Below are 23,979 nucleotides of genomic sequence, written 5' to 3' on the forward strand. Positions count from 1 at the left end.
CCCGAACAAAGGGGACGCCCGCTGTCACGTAGTCGTGCGTAGTGACCTTCGACCCGAAAGGGCCGAGCGAGAAGTCCCCTCGACCTCCGTCCCCGAGGGACCTAAAACGAACCGTCCGCCACTCCCCCATCACACCCTCCCCAACTGCTCGTCCACGACCTTCGCCAGCCGCTCCGACTCCGCGAACTGCTCCCGCAGCAGCCCCGTCAGCCGGGCGATCTTCGCCTCCACCGGCTCCGCGTCCGGGTCGATCTCGGCCTCCGCCGAGCCGACGTACCGACCCGGTGTGAGCACGTAGTCGTGCTCCGCGATGGCCTCCAGCGCGACGCTCGCGCAGAAGCCCGGCACGTCCTCGTACGTGCCGGTGCCCTCCTTGCCGCGCCACGCGCGCACCGTGTCGCCGATACGGCCGACGATCTCCGCCTCCGTCAGCTCCCGCAGCGTGCGGTTCTTCATCTCGCCGAACTCGCGCGCGTCGATGAACAGGACCTCGCCCTTGCGCCCCTGCACCCACTCCGAGTGCTTGCCCTTGCCCTCCGCGAGGAACCACAGGCACGCCGGGATCTGCGTGGACCGGAACAGCTGGCCCGGCAGGGCGATCATGCACATCACCAGGTCGTCCTCGACCATGCCGCGCCTGATGTCGCCCTCGCCGGACTGCTTGCTGCTCATCGAACCGTTGGCGAGGACGACTCCCGCGCGCCCGCTCGGCGCGAGCTTGCTGATCATGTGCTGGAGCCAGGCGTAGTTCGCGTTGGTGACCGGCGGGGTGCCGTAGACCCACCGCCGGTCCATTCCCAGCAGCTCTCCGCCCCAGTCGGAGATGTTGAAGGGCGGGTTGGCCATCACCACGTCCGCTTTCAGATCCCCGTGCTGGTCGTTGCGGAACGTGTCGGCCGGCTCGTCGCCGAGGTTGGCCTCGACGCCGTGGATGGCGAGGTTCATGTGGGCGAGCTGCCAGGTGGTCTGGTTGAGTTCCTGGCCGAAGACGGAGACGTTGAGCGGGTTGCCGCCGTGCGACTCGATGAACTTCTCCGCCTGGACGAACATGCCGCCAGACCCGCACGCCGGGTCGTACACCCGCTCGCCCTGCTGCGGCTCCAGCACCTCCACCAGCAGCTGGACCACGCTCTCCGGGGTGAAGTACTCGCCGCCCTTGCGGCCCTCCTTGAGGGCGAACTCGGCGAGGAAGTACTCGTAGACCTCGCCCATGATGTCCCGGGCGCCCTTGCGCTTTCCGTCCTCGCCCAACTGCTCCTGGAAGGCGAGGCGGTCGAGCAGCCGGACCAGACCCGAAAGGCGCTCCTCGTCGACGCGCCCACTGGCGTAGATCTTGGGCAGGGTCTTCTTCAGCGCCGGGTTCTGCGCCTCGATCGCGCGCATCGCCGCGTCGATCGCCTCGCCGAGTGTCTCGCCCTCGACCGACGCGCCGGCCCGCTCCAGGACCGTCTCCCAGCGGGCGCTCTGCGGCACGTAGAAGATGCCCGCGCCGGTGTACTCACGGCGTTCCTCCAGGGTGACGAGGATGTCCTCCTCGCTCCAGCCGCCCTCCTCACGCAGCTCGGCCTCCAGCTGCACGCGCTTCTCGCTCATCGCGGCCGAGACGTACTTGAGGAAGACGAGACCGAGCACGAAATGCTTGTAGGACGCGGCGTCCAGACTGCCGCGCAGCTTGTCGGCCGACTTCCAGAGGATCGTCTTCATGTCCTCGGGTGCGGACTTCTTCCGTGGTGGCACTGCGGGTCTCGCTTCTCTCGTGGTCCGCCCTGCCGGGCGGGGATCGTCGGTGGTCGGGTCAGGTGCGGCCGTCGGACCGCCCCCGTACGAGCAGCTCACCGTCGGCGACACCGGCCGCCAGCTGTTCGGCGAGGGTGTCGAGCGCGGCCAGTTGCCGCCGCACCTCGGCCCGGTGCCGTTCGGTCTCGACGAGGACGGCCTCAAGTTCGGCGACCTCCTGCGGGGACAACTGGGGCAGGTCCATGTCCCGTACGCTGACCCGCCGCACCAGGGAGCCGCTGGTCCGCTGCTGGTTGCGGGGGGCGGACAGCAGCGCGGCCAAGGTGTACGGGCGCATCCACAGCGTCTCCGGACGTACCCGCCCTCCCGCCGCCAGCTCGGCCAGGTACTTCCGGTAGGCCGTGATCTGCACGCCCTGCACCGGGGCCAGCAGTACGCAGCCACCCGCGTCGTCCACCTGGGCGTGCACACCGTGCTCGGTGAGCAGCAGTACGTCGCCCTTGTCGGTCAGTTTCGCCTGCGGGTAGTCGGCCAGTCGCTCGGGCATGATGCGTCGTGCGCCGATCGGCAGTGCGCCGAGCATCTCCTCACGGCCGATGACCGGTACCCCCGCGTCGCCGATGTCGTACCCGGCGATGCGGTGCCCCGGCAGCGGCCGCAGCTGACCGGCCTTGAACTGCGCGTCCACCCTGTGGTGGCCGGCCTTCGGATCACGTCCGGCGATGCCGAGTCCGCCGATCCACTGCTTCAGCTGCGGCAGCACGATGAACGCGTTCTTCCGCGCCTCCATCGTGGCCGTGATGTGGCCGAACCTTTTCTCCGGCACGGCCAGCCGATGGGCGGGAAGCACGGAACGACCGTCCAGAAGATGCGGAACGCCACGGCCCGGTGCCTCGACGGCAAGTCGCTGCGCCTCCTGGGCCACGGGTGTGTCGTCGCTGCCGAGGAGGCCGACGACATGGCGCACCCAGTCACGGCCGACCCGCCGCGCCAGCCGGTCCGCGTCGACGAGCAGGGCCCGGCCGTCCGTGGCCCCGCCGCCGGAGCCCCGCAGGACGAGCAGGGCGTGCTCGGCGCCGGTCCGATACGTGTGGATGCGGCGCGGGAGTTGGACGATCGCCTGGACGACGCCGGACCGGAACAGGTCCTCCCGCATCCGGACGTTGGCCGTCGGCGTGCCGCCGCGAGGCCGGGACAGCGTCCAGGCAGGTACGACGACGAGTCCCAGCCCGTCGGCGGCGAGCCTGCTCACGGCCTCCGTGGCCCAGCTGAGCGGGCCGTGTTCGTCGTTCTCACGCTCACCGGAGGCGTACGGCGGGTCGGCGACGACGAGGTCCGCCGCCGGGAATCCCCACGGCTGCGCCTCCCTGGTCTCGATGTCCTCCGCCAGTTGTTGTCCTTGAGGGCGCAGGCCGGACAACTCCGTCACGTCCGCGCACACCGCCACCTGGTCGGCCGTCCAATGCGCGAGGAGTCGGTAGGCCAGCAGTCGGCGTCGAAGCGGGTCGGGCTCGACCGCCACCGCGTCGCCCACCGCGTCCACGTCTCCGATGGCGAACAGCACCTCCCCCGTCCCGGCACACAGATTGACGACGGCATGCGGCTCCGGCCCGTGCAGGAGGGGATTCGAGAGGGCGGCGATCAGTTCCGCCACTGCAGCCGGCGTCTCGTCCATCGCCAAGTCGGACTGCAGTCGGCCGGCGAGACCGAGGATGGTGTCGGCCGCCGCGCCGGCGCTGTCCTGCTCCTCGATGAGCTCCTCGACGATGCCTACGAGTTGAGGTCCGGCGCGGTCGTAGTCGTGGAGCAGCCCGTCGTAGAGGAACTCGATGTGGGTGCCACCGCCTTCGCCTTCCATCGCCGCCACGGCCATCGCCCGTACGAGCAGGTCGTCGACATCCCGCTCCTCGTGTGCGAGCGCGACCATGCGGCGCAGGCGAAGCCCGTCCCGGAAGCGTTCGCCGTACGTGGGGAGCGTGCCGTCAAGGCCAAGTTCGGCGTCCGGCACCGGCCGGGTGTCGAGCCACTGTGCGATTTCGTCGGCGTCGAACAGCGGCCTGCTGTCGCTGCCGCCGACCGGCTGCGGGAACGAGTCGTGCCGACGTCGCCAGTTGCTCACCGTGGGCCGGCCGACCCCGGCGAGCTCCTTGATCTCGCCGAGGGTCACCGGCTCGTACCGCCGCTGCTCGGTCACAGCACGACCTCCTCCTCACCCGACAGGACCCGGGACTTGCGGGCCAGGACCGTGGGGACCTGGCTGTACTTCTCGTGGCGGGACGCGAGTTCGGGGGCGACCAGACGTATCAGGTCGACGGCCGTCCGGAAGTCCTGCTCCAGGTGGCGGTGCTCGATGCGCTCGTGGTGCGCGATGCGGTTGCGCAGGGTCCGCATCTTGTTGAACCGCTGGTACAGCGCGTCCCGCCCATGGCCGCGGAAGCAGTGCCGCAGTGACGGGTACCAGTACTTCATTTCGTAGTTGCCACTGCCGCCCCTGCTGAGCAGGGCCACCCAGAAGCCGAAGGGCAGCTTTGCGACGACATCGCTCGGACCGAACCGCCGGCCGCGCTCCGCCAGGTCGTCCTCGGCCCGGCGCACCTCGCCCATTCCGTAGTCGTTGGGCCGGGCCCGCGAGAGGTTCCACCAGTCGGCCTGCTGGAACTTGCCGCTCAGCTGGCGGTGCAGTTGGTTGCGCAGGCTGACTTCCAGGTCACGCAGAGGGCTGTGCAGGGCACGAGCCGCCTCCCCGTCCCAGGCGTACAGCCGCAGTGCCATCACGGTGTCCCCGCCACAGGCGTCCAGGAACGGCTGGAACCGCTCCGGCGAGATGGCCGCCACTAACTGCTCTTCGTCACCGTTCCTCGTCATCGGCCCCGCCCTTTCGTCGCACCGGCAGGCGTGTTAATCTGCCGGGGTATGCCTTGGAGTCCTGTCACCGCTTGCTTCACCGCACAGCACACAGCCCGGGGTAGAGCCTGGTGATCGCCCTGTACCGCCCACGCAGATTGGGCGGTACAGGGCATCACTGTTCTGGCCGTGATGAGTGAGCTGATGCCCCATCACCGCGATGAGTTCAATGTAGCGCGATCTTCCCCGCATGGGAAGCGCGCAAAGCGCGTCACTACTGAGAACCCCGGTTCTCAGTAGTGACGCGCTAGCGTGAAGCAACTGAAAAGCGGGCCTGGTAGGGGCCCGCTCCTCCCACGTTCCACGTGTCAGAGGCCGCGTGCGACCTCGGTCGCCCAGTAGGTGAGGATCATGCTCGCGCCCGCCCGCTTGATGCCGATCAGCGTCTCGGCGATCGCCGCCTCGCGGTTGATCCAGCCCTTCTCCGCCGCCGCCTCGACCATCGCGTACTCGCCGCTGATCTGGTAGGCCGCGACCGGCACGTCCACCTCGTCCGCGACGCGCGCCAGGATGTCGAGGTAGGGGCCCGCGGGCTTGACCATCACCATGTCCGCGCCCTCCTCCAGGTCGAGCGCCAGCTCCCGCATCGACTCCCGCACATTGGCCGAGTCCTGCTGGTAGGTCTTGCGGTCGCCCTTCAGCGACGAACCGACGGCCTCGCGGAAGGGGCCGTAGAAGGCGGAGGAGTACTTCGCGGTGTAGGCGAGGATCGACACGTCCTCCTTGCCGATGGTGTCCAGCGCGTCCCGGACCACGCCGACCTGACCGTCCATCATGCCGCTCGGGCCGACGACGTGGACGCCGGCGTCCGCCTGGACCTGGGCCATCTCGGCATAACGTTCCAGCGTGGCGTCGTTGTCGACCCGGCCGTCCTCGGCGAGAACACCGCAGTGCCCGTGGTCGGTGTACTCGTCCAGGCAGAGGTCCGACATGATCACGAGTTCGTCGCCGACCTCGGCGCGGACGTCGCGGATGGCGACCTGGAGGATGCCGTCCGGGTCCGTGCCGGCGGTGCCGAGCCCGTCCTTCTTGGCGTCCTCGGGCACGCCGAAGAGCATGATCCCCGCGACGCCGGCCTCACACGCCTCGACGGCGGCCTTCCGGAGCGTGTCACGGGTGTGCTGGACGACGCCCGGCATGGCCTGGATCGGCACGGGCTCGCTGATCCCCTCGCGCACGAACGCGGGCAGGATCAGATCGGCCGGATGCAGCCGGGTCTCGGCGACCATGCGCCGCATCGCAGGATTCACCCGCAGCCGCCGCGGCCGCGCACCGGGAAAGGATCCGTACACAGTCATGCATGCCACGCTACGCCCGCCGCAAGGGTGCGAATACCGACAGCCCGTCGGCGACGGAGCGGGGCGGGGCGGGCCGGGGCGGTGAGGGGCCGGGCCGGTCCCGCTCCCGTCCGGTCCGGTCCGGCAGGGCCCGTCGGTGCCCGGTCTCTACGGCCGGGTCGCGGTGACGATCCAGGTCGCCGAGGTGTAGAGCACACCCTCCGGCGTCGCGTGCGCCTCGATGTCCGCCCGCAGACCGGCCAGGGCCCGCGCACGGCCCGCCTCGTCGAGGTCCTCGACCAGCCGGGCGAGCATCCCGGAGACGAAGGCGTACGCCTGCTCGGCGTCCCGCCCGAAGTTCATCGGCCGCTCCAGCCCGGTCACCTCCGGCTCCTCGAACCCGGCGGCGGTGAGTCTCTCCCTCACGACGTCGGGGTCGGCCATGGCGAAGGGTCCTGGCGCACCCGGCTGCGGCAGGGGCAGCTCGCGGCCGGCCGCGGCCGCGTTCGCGAGCGACCGGAACCACTCGTTGCGTTCCAGGCCCTGCCACACCAGCAGCACCAGCCGGCCGCCGGGCCGCAGCGCGCGGGCGATGTTGCGGAAGGCCGCCACCGGATCGGAGAAGAACATGGCCCCGGCACGGCTGATCGCCACGTCGAAGGACGCCTCGGGGAAGGGGCACGTCTGGGCGTCGGCCTGCTCGTGGCGGACGCTGTCGAGCCCCTCGCGCGCGGCCTCCTGCCGGGCGAACCGCAGCATCGCGCCCGACAGGTCGACGCCGAGCACCGGCCCGCCGACGGTGAGCCGGGCAGCGGCACGGGACGTCACCCCGTTGCCGCAGCCGATGTCGAGGACACGCTCGCCGCGGTGCAGGGCGGCGGCGTCGAGGAACGGCCGCTGGTACGCGCGGATCGCACGGTCGAACTCGTCATGGTGCGCGGCCCAGTAGGCGCCCTCGTCACCGTCCCACGCGAGTGCCTGCTCGGCGTTGGACGGATCGACGCGCGACGTCTCGGCGCTCATGACGGTCACCCACTCGTTCACCCAGGCGGCAGCTCTGCTTCCGGTGTACGCCCACCGGCCCGGCCTGTCGAACACGACGGAGGCGGGGCGGACGGGAAACACCCGTCCGCCCCGCCTCCGCAAGCACTTCGGCTCAGGTCGTCGTACGGCGTCGGCGTCCGCCGGGGCGCCGCTCCGACGGGCGGGTCACCTGCTCGCCCGCCTCGACCGCCGCCGCCCGCCGTGCCGCGCCGAAGTCGGCGAGCGCCTCGGCCAGCCGGTGCACGGACGGCTCAGGCGACAGCACGTCCACCCGCAGCCCGTGCTCCTCCGCCGTCTTCGCGGTCGCCGGGCCGATGCACGCGATCACGGTCACGTTGTGCGGCTTGCCCGCGATGCCGACCAGGTTCCGCACCGTCGAGGACGAGGTGAAGAGCACCGCGTCGAACCCGCCGCCCTTGATCGCCTCACGGGTGTCGGCCGGCGGCGGCGAGGCGCGCACCGTCCGGTAGGCGGTGACGTCGTCGACCTCCCAGCCGAGCTCGATGAGCCCCGCGACCAGCGTCTCCGTGGCGATGTCGGCACGCGGGAGGAAGACCCTGTCGATCGGGTCGAAGACCGGGTCGTAGGGCGGCCAGTCCTCGAGAAGACCCGCCGCGGACTGCTCGCCGCTCGGCATCAGGTCCGGCTTCACACCGAAGTCCACGAGCGCCGCGGCCGTCTGCTCGCCGACCGCCGCGACCTTGATCCCGGCGAAGGCACGCGCGTCGAGCCCGTACTCCTCGAACTTCTCCCGCACCGCCTTCACCGCGTTGACCGAGGTGAAGGCGATCCACTCGTAACGGCCGGTGACCAGACCCTTGACCGCGCGCTCCATCTGCTGCGGCGTGCGCGGCGGCTCGACGGCGATGGTCGGGACCTCGTGCGGCACCGCGCCGTAGGAGCGGAGCTGGTCGGAGAGGGAGGCGGCCTGCTCCTTCGTACGCGGAACGAGCACCTTCCAGCCGAACAGCGGCTTGGACTCGAACCACGCGAGCTGGTCGCGCCGGGCGGCGGAGGTGCGCTCGCCGACCACGGCTATGACCGGCTGGTGGCCGTCGGGCGACGGCAGCACCTTCGCCTGCTTCAGGGTCTGCGCGATCGTGCCCAGCGTCGCCGTCCACGTCCGCTGCCGGGTGGTGGTACCGGCGACGGTGACGGTCAGCGGGGTGTCCGGCTTGCGGCCGGCCGCGACCAGTTCGCCCGCCGCGACGGCGACGGTCTCCAGCGTGGTGGAGACGACGACCGTGCCGTCGCTCGCGCCGACCTCGGTCCAGCACCGGTCGGAGGCGGTCCGGGCGTCGATGAACCTGACGTCCGTGCCGTTCTCGTCACGGAGCGGGATGCCGGCATAGGCGGGCACGCCCACCGCGGTGGCGACACCCGGCACGACCTCGAAGGGAATCCCTTCGCCGGCGCACGCGAGCATCTCCTGACCTGCGTCGGTGTCCAGGCCCGGATCGCCGGTCACGGCACGGACGACCCGCTTGCCGCCGCGCGCGGCCTCCATGACAAGATTGGCCGCATCCCTGAGTACGGGGATTCCGGCGGTTGTTGACGCCTCGTCAACAACCGTCAGCGCAGGCGTGCTCACGTTGGGCCGCGCATGCCCGCGTACGACGTCGAGCACATGCGGTTCCGCGATCAGCACGTCGGCGCCCGCGAGCGCCTCGACGGCGCGCAGAGTCAGCAGACCGGGATCGCCGGGACCGGCGCCCAGGAAGGTGACGTGCCCTTGTCCGTGTGCCGGGAGGGGTGGACGGTTCGAGGTGGTGGGGCTCAAAGTGCTCGCTCCCCCATAAGACCGGCCGCACCCTTGGCGAGCATCTCGTCCGCGAGTTCGCGTCCGAGCGCCGCCGCGTCGTCGTGCGACGTGGGTACGGGGCCGGTGGTGGACAACTGCACCAGCGTCGAGCCGTCGGTCGTGCCGACGACGCCGCGCAGGCGCATCTCGGTGACAGCCTGGCCGTCGCCCAACAGGTCGGCCAGCGCACCCACAGGTGCGGAGCAGCCGGCCTCCAGGGCGGCGAGCAGGACACGCTCGGCGGTCACGGCGGCCCGCGTGTGCGGGTCGTCGAGCTCGGCGAGCGAGGCGACAAGTGCAGCATCGTGGCCGTCGGCCCCGGCCCTGCACTCGATCGCCAGTGCCCCCTGGCCGGGGGCGGGCAGAACGAAGTCCACCGACAGGAAGTCGGTCACCTCGTCGGTCCTGCCGAGCCGGTTGAGTCCGGCCGCGGCGAGTACGACGGCGTCGAGCTCCCCGTCACGGACGAAACCGATGCGGGTGTCGACGTTGCCGCGGATCGGCACCGTCTCGATGGTCAGGCCGTGGGTGCGGGCGTACGCGTTCAGCTGCGCCATCCGGCGCGGCGAACCGGTCCCGATCCGCGCGCCGTTCGGCAGCTGCTCGAAGGTCAGGCCGTCGCGCGCGATCAGCACGTCCCGCGGGTCCTCGCGCTTGGGCACGGCCGCGAGCGCCAGCTCGTCGGGCTGCGTCGTCGGCAGGTCCTTCAGCGAGTGAACGGCGAAGTCGACCTCCCCGCGCGCCAGCGCCTCGCGGAGCGCGGCGACGAACACGCCGGTGCCGCCGATCTGCGCCAGATGCTCACGGGACACGTCCCCGTACGTGGTGATCTCGACGAGCTCGACGTCGCGGCCGGTCACGCGGCGCACCGCCTCCGCCACTTGCCCGGACTGGGCCATGGCCAGCTTGCTGCGCCGGGTTCCGAGCCTCAGTGCCCTCTCGGTCATACTCGCCCTCGGTTCTTGACGTCTGCGTCATTCAGGTCGGCCCGGCTGACGGAGGCGACCGTCTCCGGGTCGAGGTCGAAGAGGGTCCGCAGCGCGTCCGCGTACCCGGCGCCGCCGGGTTCTCCGGCCAGCTGCTTGACCCGCACGGTGGGCGCGTGCAGGAGCTTGTCCACCACGCGGCGCACCGTCTGGGTGATCTCGGCCCGCTGCTTCTCGTCGAGCCCGGTCAGCCGCCCCTCGAGGCGCGCCATTTCACCGGCGACCACATCGGCGGCCATGGTGCGCAGGGCGACCACCGTCGGCGTGATGTGCGCGGCGCGCTGGGCGGCGCCGAACGCGGCGACCTCGTCCGAGACGATCGAGCGGACCATGTCCACGTCGGCGGCCATGGGCGCGTCGGCCGAGGCCTCCGCGAGGGACTCGATGTCGACGAGCCGTACTCCCGCGAGGCGGTGGACGGCGGCGTCGATGTCACGGGGCATGGCCAGGTCGAGCAGCGCGAGCCGTACCGGCCCGTTGCCGTGCGCGGTGACCGTGCGGTCGGCGCCGCGCGGGGCGCGGGCACCGTTGTCGACCCAGGCACCGTGCTGCACGAGGGAGTCGTCGAGCCCGACGGGGCACTCGCCGTCCGCGAAGCCGGCCGGTCCGGTCGCGTCGATCACGTCGTCGCGCACGGCGCTCTCGGCGCTCTCGGCGCCTTGGGCAACGTTCGCACCTGCGGATCCGGGGACCGCCCCCGCGACGTCTCCGCCACGGGCCTGGCCGGCGTCCGGCCCGCCCGCCCGGTCCACACCGGGCAGGCCGGCCAGGTCGTCCGCGCCGCCCGGAAGTTCGGCCACGCGGCCGTCACGGGCCGCCGCGGCGGCCAGCCGTGCGACGACACTGCCCTCGGGAGCCCTCAGGTCCGCGCCGGCGGGCGCTCCCGGCACCACGTGCTCCGTGAGCGCCGCCGCCACCGACTCGGCCGTCAGCACGAGTCCCGTCGCGCCGGTGCACGAGACCGCCACATCGGCCAGGGCCAGCTCGGCGGGCACCTCGGACATGCTCACGGCGTGCGCCCTGACGCCGCCCGACTCGGACAGCACCGCGGCCAGCCGCTCCGCGCGCTCCTCGGTCCGGTTGGCGACGACGAGTTCGCGTACGCCCAGGCGGGCCAGGGTGGTGGCGGCGAGGGAGGACATCGAGCCGGCGCCGATCACCAGCGCCCGCTTGTCCCGCGCCCAGGTCTCGACCGGCGTGCCCGCGGCGAGCTGTTCGAGACCGAAGGTGACGAGCGACTGCCCGGCCCGGTCGATCCCGGTCTCGCTGTGCGCGCGCTTGCCGACCCGCAGTGCCTGCTGGAAGAGGTCGTTGATCAGCCGTCCGGCGGTGTGCAGTTCCTGCCCGAGCGCCAGGGCGTCCTTGATCTGCCCGAGGATCTGCCCCTCGCCGACGACCATCGAGTCCAGGCCGCAGGCCACCGAGAAGAGGTGGTGGACGGCCCGGTCCTCGTAGTGCACGTAGAGATACGGGGTGAGCTCCTCGAGACCCACGCCGCTGTGCTGGGCGAGCAGCGTGGAGAGCTCGGCGACGCCGGCGTGGAACTTGTCCACGTCCGCGTACAGCTCGATGCGGTTGCACGTGGCCAGGACCGTGGCCTCGGTGGCGGGTTCCGCGGCGAGGGTGTCCTGAAGCAGCTTGATCCGCGCGTCGGCGGGCAGCGACGCCCGCTCCAGGACGCTCACGGGGGCGCTGCGGTGGCTCAGGCCCACGACCAGGAGACTCATGCCGGCATCACCGCGGAGATGTCGCCCTCGGGGCCCTTGCGGGTCGAGGCGTCGGCCTCCTCGCCGGCCTTGCGCTGCTCGTGGAAGGCGAGGATCTGCAGCTCGATCGAGAGGTCGACCTTGCGTACGTCGACCCCGTCGGGCACCGACAGCACGGTGGGGGCGAAGTTGAGGATGGACGTGACGCCCGCGGCGATCAGACGCTCGCAGACCTGCTGAGCGGCACCTGCGGGCGTGGAGATGACACCGATCGACACCCCGTTGTCGCTGATGATCTTCTCGAGCTCGTCCGTGTGCTGGACCGGGATGCCGGCGACGGGCTTTCCGGCCATTGCCGGGTCCGCGTCGATCAGTGCGGCGACCCGGAAACCACGGGAGGCGAAGCCGCCGTAGTTGGCGAGCGCGGCACCGAGATTACCGATTCCTACGATCACAACCGGCCAGTCCTGGGTCAGACCCAGTTCACGGGAGATCTGGTAGACGAGATACTCCACGTCGTAGCCGACGCCGCGGGTCCCGTAGGAGCCGAGGTAGGAGAAGTCCTTGCGCAGCTTCGCGGAGTTGACGCCGGCCGCGGCCGCGAGTTCCTCGGAGGAGACCGTGGGTACGGACCGCTCGGACAGCGCGGTCAGAGCCCGCAGATACAGCGGGAGTCGGGCGACGGTGGCCTCGGGGATTCCTCGGCTACGGGTCGCCGGTCGGTGATTTCGGCCAGTTGCCACGGTGCTCCTGGGGGATGAGCGAGGCTGCAGGCGGCCAGGTGCTTCATGACCGCCCCGTCGACAGCAGGCTATGTCTTTGTGAACGCGTGCACAAAGATGGTGTCCGCTTTGTCCGTCCAAAGTGACCGGGGTCACGCGATTCGGCGGCCGAACCGCGGAACCGTGAGCGCTTCGTGACCGTTGGGGTGCCGAAGGGTGCAAAGCCGGACACACTCCTCTCGATACGCCCCCGGGCCCGCCTGATTCCGCCTACTGTGCCCTGTCCCCTCCGCGTCCCGATAGAGCCGCGGCGGAGCCCTACAGGCCCAGCGCGCGGCGCAGCCGACCGGCGTCCACCTTCCAGAAGGTGTGCTGCTCGCCGTCGATCAGCACCACGGGGATCTGCTCCCAGTAGGCACGGTGCAGCTCACTGTCCTCATTGATGTCCCTCTCCTCGAAGGAGGCGCCCGCCTCGGCGCACACCTCCCTGACCACCTCGCGCGCGTCGTCGCAGAGATGGCACCCGGGCTTCCCGATGAGGGTGACCGTACGTTCGGCGGGGTTCTTCTTCGCACGGCGCAGCAGGGGACTCATGAGCCCATTGTCTCCGGCTCACGCAACAGCCCGGACGCGGAGAGTTCACGTCATGGCATCCCGGCGGGTCGGGAAGTACCGAACAGACTGGCTATGCTCACGACATGGCCGCACTGGGATGGCTCACCCCGCGCAGGCGCTCCGCCACGGCACGCAGCGTGCTCGCGGGCGAGGCAGCAGCCGAGGCAGCACGCAAGTCCTCGCAGACGATCGAGGCGCTCGAGGCGCAGGACGTCACCGCCCCTGCCGTGGAACCGGAGTTCCCCGTCGCGGGCGACGAACGCGCCGCCGCCTTCTTCGACCTCGACAACACGGTCATGCAGGGCGCCGCGATCTTCCACTTCGGCCGGGGCCTGTACAAACGGAAGTTCTTCCAGCGCCGCGAACTGGCCAGGTTCGCCTGGCAGCAGGCGTGGTTCCGGCTCGCCGGGGTCGAGGACCCGGAGCACATGCAGGACGCGCGGGAAAGCGCTCTCTCCATCGTCCAGGGCCACCGCGTCTCCGAACTGATGAGCATCGGCGAGGAGATCTACGACGAGTACATGGCCGACCGCATCTGGCCCGGCACCCGCGCGCTCGCCCAGGCGCACCTCGACGCCGGCCAGAAGGTCTGGCTGGTGACGGCGGCCCCCGTCGAGACGGCGACGATCATCGCCCGCCGCCTCGGGCTGACCGGGGCCCTCGGCACCGTCGCCGAATCCGTCGACGGCGTCTACACGGGCAAGCTCGTCGGCGAACCGCTGCACGGCCCGGCGAAGGCCGAGGCGGTGCGCGCCCTGGCGGTCGCGGAGGACCTGGACCTGTCCCGCTGCGCCGCGTACAGCGACAGCCACAACGACATCCCCATGCTGTCGCTCGTCGGCCATCCCTACGCGATCAACCCGGACACCAAGCTGCGCAAGCACGCCCGGCGACTGGACTGGCGCCTGCGGGACTACCGCACGGGCCGCAAGGCGGCCAAGGTCGGCATCCCCGCCGCGGCCGGAGTGGGCGCACTGGCGGGCGGTACCGCCGCCGCGGTCGCGCTCCACCGCCGCCGCCGTTGACGGCCCCGAACTCCCCGCCAGAGGCCCCGCCCGCTCCCGAACATGTGATCCCGCGCGTGTCGGCCGGCAATCCGCAGGTCTTGCCCTGCCGAGCCCCCGGCCAGTCCTCTTGTCACGGTCCTGGCACAACGCACCGTCCGACAAGACAGATCACGACTTGATTCGATCAATAACTGCTCACAATGTGCGACTGAATGCGTCGCGTAGACGTAAGAGAAGCGACGGAAACGACGATTTGAGCAACTGGGTGTAGCGCTGCCTGTACGAAGCGTTATTCTCCTCAGACGCATGACGGACCCCACCGGTCCCCACGACGGGTGAACGGTCCCGCACTGCTCGTGATGGAAGCTCTGCCTCTGGGAGTCCCGTGTACCCACACGTCGGGGTTGACGCCTCGGGCCTGGCTACGCTGCGCGCAGCGGTCCTCGACCACTTGCGCGGCCTTGTCCCCGCCGCGTACGCCGTCCCCGCATTCGCCACCCCCCGCCTTGCCGGCGGTCCGACCGCCCCCTGCTATGCCCTGACCGACGGCCTGCAAAAGGGGCCGGCGAGCAGTGCCGTCGACGAGGGGCGGCGATCGGTCGACGGACGGGCTGCCGGCAGAAGAGCGGGCCGCGGCGGTTCCGGCGCCCACGCCGCCACCCGCCGGCCCGCCGCCGACAGCGACAGCGCCCGCATGATGGATCTGGTCGAGCGCGCGCAAGCGGGCGAGGCCGAGGCCTTCGGCCGGCTGTACGACCAGTACAGCGACACCGTCTACCGCTACATCTACTACCGCGTCGGCGGGAAGGCGACGGCGGAGGACCTCACCAGTGAGACCTTCCTGCGCGCCCTGCGCCGTATCTCCACCTTCACCTGGCAGGGCCGCGACTTCGGCGCCTGGCTGGTCACGATCGCCCGCAACCTGGTCGCCGACCACTTCAAGTCGAGCCGCTTCCGCCTGGAAGTGACCACGGGGGAGATGCTCGACGCCAACGAGGTGGAGCGCAGTCCGGAGGACTCCGTACTTGAGTCCCTCTCCAACGCCGCACTGCTCGAGGCCGTCCGCAGACTCAACCCACAGCAGCAGGAGTGCGTCACGCTCCGCTTCCTGCAGGGCCTGTCCGTCGCCGAGACGGCCAGGGCGATGGGCAAGAACGAGGGCGCGATCAAGACCCTGCAGTACCGGGCGGTCCGCACCCTCGCCCGGCTTCTGCCCGACGACGCGCGCTGAGCCGGTTCACGACCGTTCGGTTCCACGACCGTCTCCCGTCCCGAAGATCCCCGTCCCGAAGATCCCCGTCCCCGAAGTCCCACCGTCGCGAAGTCCCACCGTCGCGAAGTCCCACCGTCGCGAAGTCCCCGCACCGTCCGCGCACCACCCGCCGGAACCCGAATCCAACTCACAATCGGTGACGCCTCGATGACGCACTGGTCCGATCATCTTTCGCGCGTAACCCAAGTGCCGCGCCGCTCGTTGTGCGGGATGCAGGCTCCCTCTGGACACGCCATGCCCGCAGCCACTCACTCGTTCGTGTGGATGTGCTCAAGGTGTGCAACCCTCCAGACACCCAGGGGAGTCGATCGTCATGACGAGAGGAGGTGCCGCCAGTGATCGCGAACGTATCGGCGCACCGGCGGGCGAACGCCTTCGCCCAGGCCTTGGAGAACCAGGCGGCCGAACAGCCCGACGAATCGGTCGAGTCCGTCGAACCGCCCGAACACGAGCGGCTGTTGACCCTGGCTCACGGTCTCGGCGAGTTGCCGAAACCTGAGATGGACCCCGAGGTCAAGGTGGTGCAGCGGGCGCAGCTCGTGGCGGCCATGGAATCGCTGCTGCAAGAGGGCAGAGGGGGTGCGTCCGCGGGCCCTACGGTGCCCGAGCAGCGGGCCTCCGGCCGCGGCGCCCACCGGGCGTCCCCGCTCCGGAAGTTGCGACCGCGTTCCCGCTGGTCGAAAGGGCTCGCGGCCGGCGGACTGACCGTGGGGGTGGCGGCGGGAGCCTTCGGCGGGGTGGCCGCTGCCAGTTCCGACGCCCTCCCCGGTGACTCGCTGTACGGGCTGAAGCGCGGCATGGAGGACTTCAAACTCGGCCTTGCGGACGAGGACACCGACCGCGGCGAGCTCTATCTCGACCAGGCGTCGACGCGCCTGAGCGAGGCCCGCCGCCTGATGGAGCGGGGCCGCGTCGGCACCTTGGACCACGAGTCCCTGGGCGAGGTCCGCCGCACGCTCACCGGCATGCGGCACGACGTCACCGAAGGTCACCGCCTGCTCAGTGCCGCGTACGAGCGGGACGGCTCACTCGCCCCGATGGCCGCGCTCAACTCGTTCTCCCGCTCGCACCGCGACGCGTGGGACGGACTGCGCGACCGGCTTCCCGCCCAGCTGACCGACGTCGGCGACGAGGTCGACTCCGCCTTCGACGCCATAGACGAGCAGGTCGGCCCACTCGAGTCGATGCTGCCGCAGGCTCCTGAGAAGAACCGCGGTTCACAGGGTCCCGGCGCATCGCAGGGTTCGGACCGCAGCACGGATCCGGGCCGTACGGCACCCGGCACGCCGGGCGGCGGTGAAGGGTACCCGGGCGGGAGCAGCACGCCCAGTCCCTCCGGGTCCAGCACGAGTTCGCAGGACGACGGACTGCTCGGTGGCAACACCGGCGGCCTGCTCGACCCGCCGGAGGACGCCACGAACCCGTCCCCGTCTGGCAAGGTCTCCGATCCGTCGGTCCCGGAGGTCACCATTCCGCCGCTGCTTCCGGGGATCCTCCCGGGCCTCGGCTTCGAAGCCGAGGACGACGACTAGCGCGACGGCCGGGTCGACGGCGGCACGGCATGTGTGAGGGTTGGGCCCCTGCCCGGGGCCCAACCCTCACGCATGCGCCCCCTAGAAGAAGACGGAGCGGCGCTGCACCAGCAGTTTGTAGAGCGTGTGCTGGATCTGTTCCCGCACCTGGTCGGTGAGGTTGAACATCAGCATCGGGTCCTCCGCGGCCTCCGGCGGATAGCCGTCCGTCGCGATCGGCTCCCCGAACTGGATCGTCCACTTCGTCGGCAGCGGCACCGCGCCCAGCGGTCCGAGCCACGGAAAGGTCGGGGTGATCGGGAAGTACGGGAAGCCCAGCAACCGCGCCAGCGTCTTCGCGTTGCCGATCATCGGGTAGATCTCCTCGGCGCCGACGATCGAGCACGGCACGATGGGCGCACCGGCCCGCAGGGCGGTCGACACGAAACCACCGCGCCCGAAGCGCTGGAGCTTGTAGCGTTCACCGAACGGCTTGCCGATGCCCTTGAAGCCCTCCGGCATCACGCCCACGACCTCGCCGCGCTGCAGAAGCCTTTCGGCGTCCTCCGCGCACGCCAGGGTGTGGCCGGCCTTGCGGGCCAGTTCGTTGACCACCGGCAGCATGAAGACCAGATCCGCGGCCAGCAGCCGCAGATGACGGCCCGCAGGGTGGTTGTCGTGAACGGCGACCTGCATCATCAGCCCGTCCAGCGGCAGCGTCCCCGAGTGGTTGGCCACCACGAGCGCCCCGCCTTCCGACGGGATGTTCTCGATGCCCTTCACCTCGACCCGGAAGTACTTCTGGTACATCGGCCGCAGCATCGACATCAGGACCTGGTCGGTGAGCTCCGCGTCGTAACCGAACTCGTCGACCTCGTAGTCTCCGGTGATCCGGCGCCGCAGGAACGCGAGTCCCCCGGCGATCCTCCGGTCCCATCCGCTGCCGCCCTCACCGGGCGTCTCCTCTGCCGGGGCGGCGGCTGCAGCCGTCCCTGACGGCTCCGCGGCCGCCGGCCCCTCGGATGCCGCGAGCACCTCGGGTTCGCCACCCTGCTGCCCCGGCAGCGGGCTCACAACAGCCTCCCCCACCACCGCGGGCTCTGCCTTGCGGCGACCTCCGGACGCGGAGCGCCGCCGCGCCGGGCGCTGAGCGCCGCCGCCGCGCGACCGGTCGTCGTCGAACGGAATGACCTTGGCGTCCGCCATCGTCGGCTGCGCTCCTTATCCGGGCTGTCCGCTGCTGTGCGTCGTCTGGGTGGCCACGTCGCCGCCACCATCGCCGTCGCCCACGCCATCGCCGGGGGCACCGTCCCCGAACGGCAGGGCCGCCGCGACCTGGTCCACGGCCTTGGCGAGCGCCTCCGGCGGCAGCAGACCGGGCCCACGGCTGCGCGCGAAGTCCGCGAACGTCTCCGCGGTCGTGTACTTGGGCCGGAACCCCAGTGTCTCGCGCATCTGTACGGTGCTCACCACCCGCCCGTGCGTCAGCAGCCGGATCTGCTCGGGCGAGAAGTCGGTGATGCCCACGGTCCGCAGGGCGGAGCCCACCCACGTGACCGCGGGCAGCAGCACGGGCATCGTGGGCCGCCCCAGCCTGCGCGAGCACTGCGAGAGCGTCAGCACGCCGTCCCCGGCGATGTTGAAGGTGCCACTGTTGAGCGTGCCGCGACGTGGTTCGTGCAGGGCGATCCGCAGCACGTCGATGACGTCGTCCTCGTGGACGAACTGCAGCCGGGGGTCGTACCCGAAGACGGTCGGCATCACCGGCAGGGAGAAGAACTCGGCGAGCGGCGAGTCGGCACAGGGCCCGAGGATGTTCGCGAACCGCAGCACGCATACCGCCACGTCGGGCCTGCGCCGGGCGAAGCCGCGCACGTACCCCTCGACCTCGACCGCGTCCTTCGCGAAGCCACCGCTCGGCAGCGACTTGGGCGGGGTGGTCTCCGTGAAGACCGCCGGATCGCGCGGGGCGGAGCCGTACACGCTGGTACTGGACTTGATCACCAGCCGCTTCACGGTCGGCGATTTCTGGCAGGCGCCGAGCAGCTGCATGGTGCCGATGACGTTGGTCTCCTTGACCGCCGTACGGCCGCCCGCTCCCAGCGGGGTGCCTGTGACGTCCATGTGCACCACGGTGTCGACCGCGTGCTCGGCGAGGACTCTCGCGATGGCGGGCCGCCGGATGTCGGCGCGTACGAACTCGGCACCGCCCAGATGGTGTCCGGGCCCCACGGCGTCGACCGCGATCACCCGGTCCACCTCGGGATCCCGCTGGATACGCCGTACGAGGCGGCCACCGAGCTGGCGGGCCGCTCCGGTGACGAGCACGACCTTGCCCAAGATCAGCGCCTTCCGTAGAAACCTGGCGTCACCGTAGCGCGTCACTGTTGCGCTGTGATGACCGCGCGACGGACTTTCGCCACCGCTCGCCGCGCCGGCCCGGGAGCACCTCGGCCCCTCCACCGTGCCGGTGGAGGGGCCGAGACAACACGTACAGCTGCCGCTTACTTCTTGTTGCGACGCTGAACGCGGGTGCGCTTGAGCAGCTTGCGGTGCTTCTTCTTGGCCATCCGCTTACGCCGCTTCTTGATAACAGAGCCCACGACTACCCTCGCTCACTTCTCTTCACTGGTGCGGGGCGTCTGGGCCCACACGACCTACGTCGGCCTAGCCTACCTGCCGCCGAGTGAGGGACGTAATCCGAGGGGAACCGTCCACCCTCCGTTACGCGGATTCCACCCCCACGAAGGATTCGCGGAGATACTCGTGAACCGCTTGCTCCGGTACCCGGAAGGACCTCCCCACCCGGATCGCCGGCAGATGACCGCTGTGCACCAAGCGGTACACCGTCATCTTCGACACCCGCATCACCGAGGCAACCTCCGCCACGGTAAGAAACTTGACCTCGTTGAGAGGCCTCTCGCTGCCAGCAGCCATGACCCACCTGTACCTTCCGCACCCGACGCGCACCGGCTTCCCCTCCGGTGACTCTTCGTCGCTGTGCGCTCACTGCCCAGACTAGGGGCGGGTGATACGAGTGGGGAAGAGGAGCAGCGATCCCGTGCCTACCGTGACAGACACGCCCGATTGAGCACATAGCGTGTCAACGGCCGGTAGAAATCGGACCGTACGGCGTCGTCAAGCGGAACCGCGACCGACACCTGCCCTTCGGCCTCTCCGACGAACAGCGCGGGATCGTCGGTGTCGGCCAGCCCGATGGCCTCGATACCCAGTTGACCTGCTCCGCAGACCCAGCCGTGATCGCCCACCACCAGGTCCGGCAGCGGCTCGCCTGCGTCCACGGCCGCCCGGAGCGCGACCCTGACCGGTAGCGGGGAATGGCTGTGGACACCCGCGCCACCCGTCCCCGGTTCGCGGAGCAGCGCCACTCCCCGCACATGGTCGAGGCGGTACGTGCGTACGCCGAACCGGGTCGTTATGTCGACACATCGCCCCTGCGTGGGTGTGAGTACGGAACACCCCGCCGCCGACACGGCGTCTGCCAGGTCGGCGTAGAACCCGAGCAGCCGGTGCGGATGCCCGGTTCCGAACAGTACGGATCCGCCCTGTGCGGCCACCGTGCCGAGCCGTTCCGCGAACGCGTCGAGTCCGGCCAGCGTCCGCTCCGGATCGATGACGTCCGCGCCGGTCACATGCTCCGGATCGGCCGAGACCCCGCATTTGTCGGCCATGAGCGCGACCACGTCGCGCACGCTCCAGGCCCACTGGGGGTCGAGCCCGATCGTGACCCGCGGATCGCGCGCGACGAAGGCCCGATAGCTGCGCAGACTCGTCTCACGGGAAGTGGCGACGTCGCCGGCGAGCCGGGATGCCAGCAGATGCGCCCGCAGCGCCTGGATGCTCAACACCCTGCCGATGCTGGCGCACCCGGAGGACCGGCACGCGAAAACGACGAAGAACCCGCACGGTTGGCGTAAGGCGCAATGCGCTCTACGCCAGCAGTCCCCTCAGCGGGAACACCGACCGCCTGGTCGCCAGCACGGCCTGGTCCAGCCGGTCGGCAGGGTCGTAGCCCTCTTCCCAGCCCCGCCATGCGACCGGCCACCGGCCGTCCGTCATCCGCATCGGTGCCGACTGCCGCGTTCTCGCGTACACCTCGTCCCGCCACGACGGCGGAACCACCGACTCGGGCTCGACCGGCTGGTGCGCGGCGATGCCCACCAGGTGCGTCCACGACCGGGGCACCACGTCCACCACCGCGTAACCCCCGCCGCCGAGCGCCACCCAGCGGCCGCCTTCCACATGTTCGTGGGCCAGCGCGTGGCATGCCTCCTGAACCGCTCGCTGCGCGTCCAGGGACACCGCCAGGTGCGCCAACGGGTCCTCGAAGTGCGTGTCCGCCCCGTGCTGGGTCACCAGCACCTGGGGTTGGAAGTCGGCCAGCAGCTCCGGTACGACCGCGTGGAAGGCCCTCAGCCACCCCTCGTCACCCGTTCCCGCCGGCAGGGCCACGTTCACCGCCGAGCCCTCCGCCGCGTCGGCCGCACCGGTCTCCTCCGGCCAGCCGGTCTGCGGGAACAGGGTCCGTGGGTGTTCGTGAATCGACACGGTCAGGACCCTCGGGTCGTCCCAGAACGCCGCTTGGACGCCGTCTCCGTGGTGGACGTCCACGTCGACGTACGCGACACGTTCCGCGCCGAGCTCCAGAAGCCGGGCGATCGCCAGTGACGCGTCGTTGTAGATGCAGAATCCGGCGGCGCCGCCGGGCATCGCGTGATGCAGCCCGCCCGCGAAGTTCACCGCGTGCGCGACGTCTGTGCGCCACACCGCCTCGGCCGCTCCGACGGACTGTCCGGCGATGAGTGCCGAAGCCTCGTGCATCCCGGCGAACGCCGGGTCGTCGACGGTGCCGAGGCCGTACGACTGGTCGGCGGCTGCCGGGTCGGCGGAAGCCGCGCGTACGGCGTCGACGTAGTCCTCACGGTGCACGAGCCGTAGGGTCGACGACCCGGCGGGCTTCGCGGCGACCACGTTCATCGCCCGGTCCAGCCCGTACGCCCGCACCAACCCCATGGTCAGCGCGAGCCGTACCGGATCCATCGGATGGCTCGGTCCGAAGTCATACTTCGTCACCGCCTCGTCCCACATCAACAACCCGCGGCCGCTCATGCCCGTCACCGTATCGGGCGCCGCCTTCGCCGAACGACCTGGCATACACCAGCGTCAGCAGGACCAGCGCCATGGGCACGAGCATCGCGCCCCGGTAGCTCCAGGCGTCGCCGAGCGCACCGACCAGCGGCGACCCGACGAGGAAGCCGACGTAGTTGAAGACATTGAGCCGGGCCACCGCGGCATCACTGCGGCGCGCGCCCGGGAACAGGCGGCCCGCCGCCGCGAAGGTCTGCGGCACGATCACGCACAACCCGAGCCCCAGGAGCGTGAACCCGAGCATCCCGACCCACGCCCCTGGCGCCACCGCCACCACGGCGAACCCGGCCGCCGCCAGCACCGCCCCGCATCTGACGACGGCGACGGCTCCGAAGCGCCGCACCCCCAGGTCGCCGACGGCCCGGCCGACCAGGGTCGTCACCATGTAGGCGTTGTAGGGGACGGTCGCCAGTTCCTCGGAGCTGCCGAGGACGTCCGTGAGGTACTTCGCGCTCCAGTTGGAGACGGTCGAGTCCCCGATGTACGCGAACGTCATCACCAGGCAGAGCGGCAGCAGCAGCCGGAACGCCACGTTGGCGTCGGCCGCGTCCCCGTCGTTGTCGTTGTCGCCGTCGCGGGCGGTGTCACCGTCCCCGTCCACGTACCAGCGGCTGCCCGCCAGCGCCGCCGGCGCGAGCACCACGACGACGGGCAGGTAGGAGACGACGAGTGCCAGGTCCCAGTGCGCGCCCGCCCAGGCGAGCGAGGCGCCGATGATGCCGCCGAGGCTGTACGCCGCGTGGAAGCCGAGCATGATGCTGCGGCCGTAGGAGCGTTGAAGGCTGACGCCCAGCATGTTCATCGAGGCGTCGAGCGCACCGACGGAGAGACCGAACACGCCGAGGGCGACGGCCACCTGCCACAGTTCGTCCCCGGCCGCGACGGCGAGCAGCGACAGCAGCACCACGGGCTGGGACCAGCGAAGCACCGCGCTCGCCGGAGCCCGGCGCACGACCCGCTCGGTGAGCACGCTTCCCGCTCCGGCCAGCACGGGTACGGCCGCGAGGAACAGCGGCAGCAGGGCGTCGGACATCCCGTACCGCTCCTGGACGGCGGGGATGCGGGTCACCAGCAGAGCGAACGCGACGCCCTGCGAGAAGAAGCTGAACGCCAGCGAGGCCCGTCCGTGGCGCAACCGCGGATCTGTCATGGCGGCACAGCGTAAGCCCGGGTCCTACTGTGCGGTAGACAGATCACACGAGCAGCGCGGGCAGCTCCTCCATTGATGCGAAAAAGCCGCGGGCACCGTCGAGTTCGGCCTCGGCGGTCATGGCCGTGAAGCCGTAGACATCCATGCCGGCGGCCTGCGCGGCCTGCACCCCGAGGCGACTGTCCTCCACGACGACGCATCGGTCGGGTGCCACACCCATGCGCTCCGCGGCGTGGAGGAAGAGGTCGGGTGCCGGCTTGCCCTTGCCGACGTCCTGGGCGCTGAAGACGATGCCCTCGGTGAACCAGTGGTCCAGCCCTGTCCTGCGATGCCCGACGCGGATGCGCTCGTGGCTCCCGGAGGACGCGACGCAGTAGGGAACGGCATCCGCCCGGAGCTTCTCCAGCACTTCGGTCACTCCGGTGACGGCGGTCAACTCCCGCTCGAAAGCGGCGAAGACACGAGCGTGGAAGGTGTCGTCGAAATCCGCGGGCAGGGACTGACCGGTCCGCTCGAGTATGACGTCGTGCACCCGGTGGACGGCGGCACCCATGTAGTCGCGCAGGGACTCCTCGTACGAGGTGGGGTGGCCCAGCTCGGTGAGATAGCCGGCCAGGATGGTGTTGGAGATCGGCTCGCTGTCGACGAGCACACCGTCGTTGTCGAAGATGACGAGGTCATAGCGCATGCGGTCGACCCTAATCGACGGAGAATGCCCTGAACGCAGGAAAGCCCCGCACCAGAGGTGCGGGGCTTTCCCACAATGATTGTTCGGCGGCGTCCTACTCTCCCACAGGGTCCCCCCTGCAGTACCATCGGCGCTGAAAGGCTTAGCTTCCGGGTTCGGAATGTAACCGGGCGTTTCCCTAACGCAATGACCACCGAAACTCTATGAAGATGTCCGAACTACCAGCCGGCAACCCCCACAACAGGGATCGGGCGAGTTCGTTACTTCAGAACTAACACAGTGGACGCGAGCAACTGAGGACAAGCCCTCGGCCTATTAGTACCGGTCAACTCCACCCCTTACAGGGCTTCCATATCCGGCCTATCAACCCAGTCGTCTACTGGGAGCCT

21 protein-coding genes and 2 rRNA genes are annotated in these 23,979 nt (G+C 70.4%); 3 read left to right on the plus strand and 20 right to left on the minus strand.

Annotation, left to right across the window (positions count from 1 at the left end; genetic code table 11):
* Positions 1 to 129 precede the first annotated feature (129 nt).
* The 10 genes from ACFYV1_RS14890 to ACFYV1_RS14935 form a co-directional block, all read right to left on the minus strand.
* Positions 130 to 1,737: a type I restriction-modification system subunit M gene (locus ACFYV1_RS14890; RefSeq protein ID WP_389395848.1), complete on the minus strand. Its 1,608-nt coding sequence runs from the start codon at positions 1,735 to 1,737 to the stop codon at positions 130 to 132.
* 58 nt (positions 1,738 to 1,795) lie between these two features.
* The gene (locus ACFYV1_RS14895; RefSeq protein WP_389395849.1) at positions 1,796 to 3,931 is read right to left on the minus strand and encodes a hypothetical protein; all 2,136 of its coding nucleotides are present in this window, start codon (positions 3,929 to 3,931) and stop codon (positions 1,796 to 1,798) included.
* Positions 3,928 to 4,602, minus strand: coding sequence for a hypothetical protein (locus ACFYV1_RS14900; RefSeq protein WP_389395850.1), 675 nt, complete (start codon positions 4,600 to 4,602; stop codon positions 3,928 to 3,930). The genes ACFYV1_RS14895 and ACFYV1_RS14900 overlap by 4 nt, the downstream gene beginning before the upstream one ends.
* A gap of 347 nt (positions 4,603 to 4,949) precedes the next feature.
* Complete coding sequence (gene hemB / locus ACFYV1_RS14905; protein ID WP_389395851.1) at positions 4,950 to 5,939, minus strand: porphobilinogen synthase; 990 nt, start codon at positions 5,937 to 5,939, stop codon at positions 4,950 to 4,952.
* 147 nt (positions 5,940 to 6,086) lie between these two features.
* On the minus strand, positions 6,087 to 6,941 hold the full coding sequence (locus ACFYV1_RS14910; protein WP_389395852.1) for a class I SAM-dependent methyltransferase: 855 nt from the start codon (positions 6,939 to 6,941) through the stop codon (positions 6,087 to 6,089).
* 133 nt (positions 6,942 to 7,074) lie between these two features.
* Positions 7,075 to 8,742, minus strand: coding sequence for a uroporphyrinogen-III synthase (locus ACFYV1_RS14915; RefSeq protein ID WP_389395853.1), 1,668 nt, complete (start codon positions 8,740 to 8,742; stop codon positions 7,075 to 7,077).
* Positions 8,739 to 9,710: a hydroxymethylbilane synthase gene (gene hemC, locus ACFYV1_RS14920; RefSeq protein ID WP_389395854.1), complete on the minus strand. Its 972-nt coding sequence runs from the start codon at positions 9,708 to 9,710 to the stop codon at positions 8,739 to 8,741. The genes ACFYV1_RS14915 and hemC overlap by 4 nt, the downstream gene beginning before the upstream one ends.
* Entirely contained in the window at positions 9,707 to 11,476 is a 1,770-nt protein-coding gene (locus ACFYV1_RS14925) for a glutamyl-tRNA reductase (protein ID WP_389395855.1), read from the minus strand. The genes hemC and ACFYV1_RS14925 overlap by 4 nt, the downstream gene beginning before the upstream one ends.
* Positions 11,473 to 12,198, minus strand: coding sequence for a redox-sensing transcriptional repressor Rex (locus ACFYV1_RS14930; RefSeq protein WP_389395856.1), 726 nt, complete (start codon positions 12,196 to 12,198; stop codon positions 11,473 to 11,475). The genes ACFYV1_RS14925 and ACFYV1_RS14930 overlap by 4 nt, the downstream gene beginning before the upstream one ends.
* A 297-nt stretch (positions 12,199 to 12,495) precedes the next feature.
* Positions 12,496 to 12,771, minus strand: coding sequence for a glutaredoxin family protein (locus ACFYV1_RS14935; protein WP_389395857.1), 276 nt, complete (start codon positions 12,769 to 12,771; stop codon positions 12,496 to 12,498).
* A 104-nt stretch (positions 12,772 to 12,875) separates the two neighbouring features.
* Here ACFYV1_RS14935 and ACFYV1_RS14940 point away from each other — a divergent pair, with 104 nt between their 5' ends.
* From ACFYV1_RS14940 to ACFYV1_RS14950, 3 genes are all read left to right on the plus strand, one after another.
* The gene (locus ACFYV1_RS14940) at positions 12,876 to 13,817 is read left to right on the plus strand and encodes an HAD family hydrolase (RefSeq protein WP_389395858.1); all 942 of its coding nucleotides are present in this window, start codon (positions 12,876 to 12,878) and stop codon (positions 13,815 to 13,817) included.
* A gap of 367 nt (positions 13,818 to 14,184) precedes the next feature.
* Positions 14,185 to 15,030 (plus strand): ECF subfamily RNA polymerase sigma factor, BldN family, encoded by an 846-nt coding sequence (locus ACFYV1_RS14945; protein ID WP_389395859.1) that lies wholly within the window; start codon positions 14,185 to 14,187, stop codon positions 15,028 to 15,030.
* 377 nt (positions 15,031 to 15,407) lie between these two features.
* Positions 15,408 to 16,604 carry a DUF5667 domain-containing protein gene (locus tag ACFYV1_RS14950; protein ID WP_389395860.1) on the plus strand — a complete coding sequence of 399 codons (1,197 nt, stop codon included), beginning with the start codon at positions 15,408 to 15,410 and terminating at the stop codon, positions 16,602 to 16,604.
* A gap of 81 nt (positions 16,605 to 16,685) precedes the next feature.
* Here the strand turns inward: ACFYV1_RS14950 and ACFYV1_RS14955 are convergent, their stop codons facing one another.
* The 10 genes from ACFYV1_RS14955 to ACFYV1_RS15000 all read right to left on the minus strand — a co-directional run.
* Positions 16,686 to 17,789 (minus strand): lysophospholipid acyltransferase family protein, encoded by a 1,104-nt coding sequence (locus tag ACFYV1_RS14955; protein ID WP_389395861.1) that lies wholly within the window; start codon positions 17,787 to 17,789, stop codon positions 16,686 to 16,688.
* 15 nt (positions 17,790 to 17,804) lie between these two features.
* Positions 17,805 to 18,923, minus strand: a complete 1,119-nt coding sequence (locus tag ACFYV1_RS14960) for an NAD-dependent epimerase/dehydratase family protein (RefSeq protein ID WP_389395862.1) — start codon at positions 18,921 to 18,923, stop codon at positions 17,805 to 17,807.
* A 164-nt stretch (positions 18,924 to 19,087) separates the two neighbouring features.
* On the minus strand, positions 19,088 to 19,186 hold the full coding sequence (locus tag ACFYV1_RS14965; RefSeq protein ID WP_003948845.1) for a 30S ribosomal protein bS22: 99 nt from the start codon (positions 19,184 to 19,186) through the stop codon (positions 19,088 to 19,090).
* Between the two features lie 121 nt (positions 19,187 to 19,307).
* Positions 19,308 to 19,520, minus strand: a complete 213-nt coding sequence (locus tag ACFYV1_RS14970; protein WP_014046653.1) for a helix-turn-helix domain-containing protein — start codon at positions 19,518 to 19,520, stop codon at positions 19,308 to 19,310.
* A gap of 128 nt (positions 19,521 to 19,648) precedes the next feature.
* Entirely contained in the window at positions 19,649 to 20,452 is an 804-nt protein-coding gene (locus ACFYV1_RS14975; protein WP_389395863.1) for a phosphatase, read from the minus strand.
* Positions 20,453 to 20,534: 82 nt separating this feature from the next.
* A complete protein-coding gene (locus ACFYV1_RS14980; RefSeq protein ID WP_389395864.1) occupies positions 20,535 to 21,713 on the minus strand; it encodes an acetoin utilization protein AcuC in 1,179 nt (392 codons plus the stop codon).
* Positions 21,664 to 22,902: an MFS transporter gene (locus ACFYV1_RS14985; protein WP_389395865.1), complete on the minus strand. Its 1,239-nt coding sequence runs from the start codon at positions 22,900 to 22,902 to the stop codon at positions 21,664 to 21,666. The genes ACFYV1_RS14980 and ACFYV1_RS14985 overlap by 50 nt, the downstream gene beginning before the upstream one ends.
* A gap of 43 nt (positions 22,903 to 22,945) precedes the next feature.
* Entirely contained in the window at positions 22,946 to 23,590 is a 645-nt protein-coding gene (locus ACFYV1_RS14990; RefSeq protein ID WP_389395866.1) for an HAD family hydrolase, read from the minus strand.
* An 81-nt stretch (positions 23,591 to 23,671) separates the two neighbouring features.
* Positions 23,672 to 23,788 (minus strand): 5S ribosomal RNA (rrf, locus tag ACFYV1_RS14995).
* A gap of 97 nt (positions 23,789 to 23,885) precedes the next feature.
* Positions 23,886 to 23,979 (minus strand): 23S ribosomal RNA (locus ACFYV1_RS15000); the annotation flags it as partial.

The organism is Streptomyces sp. NPDC003023 (assembly GCF_042888225.1).
Lineage (GTDB): Bacteria > Actinomycetota > Actinomycetes > Streptomycetales > Streptomycetaceae > Streptomyces.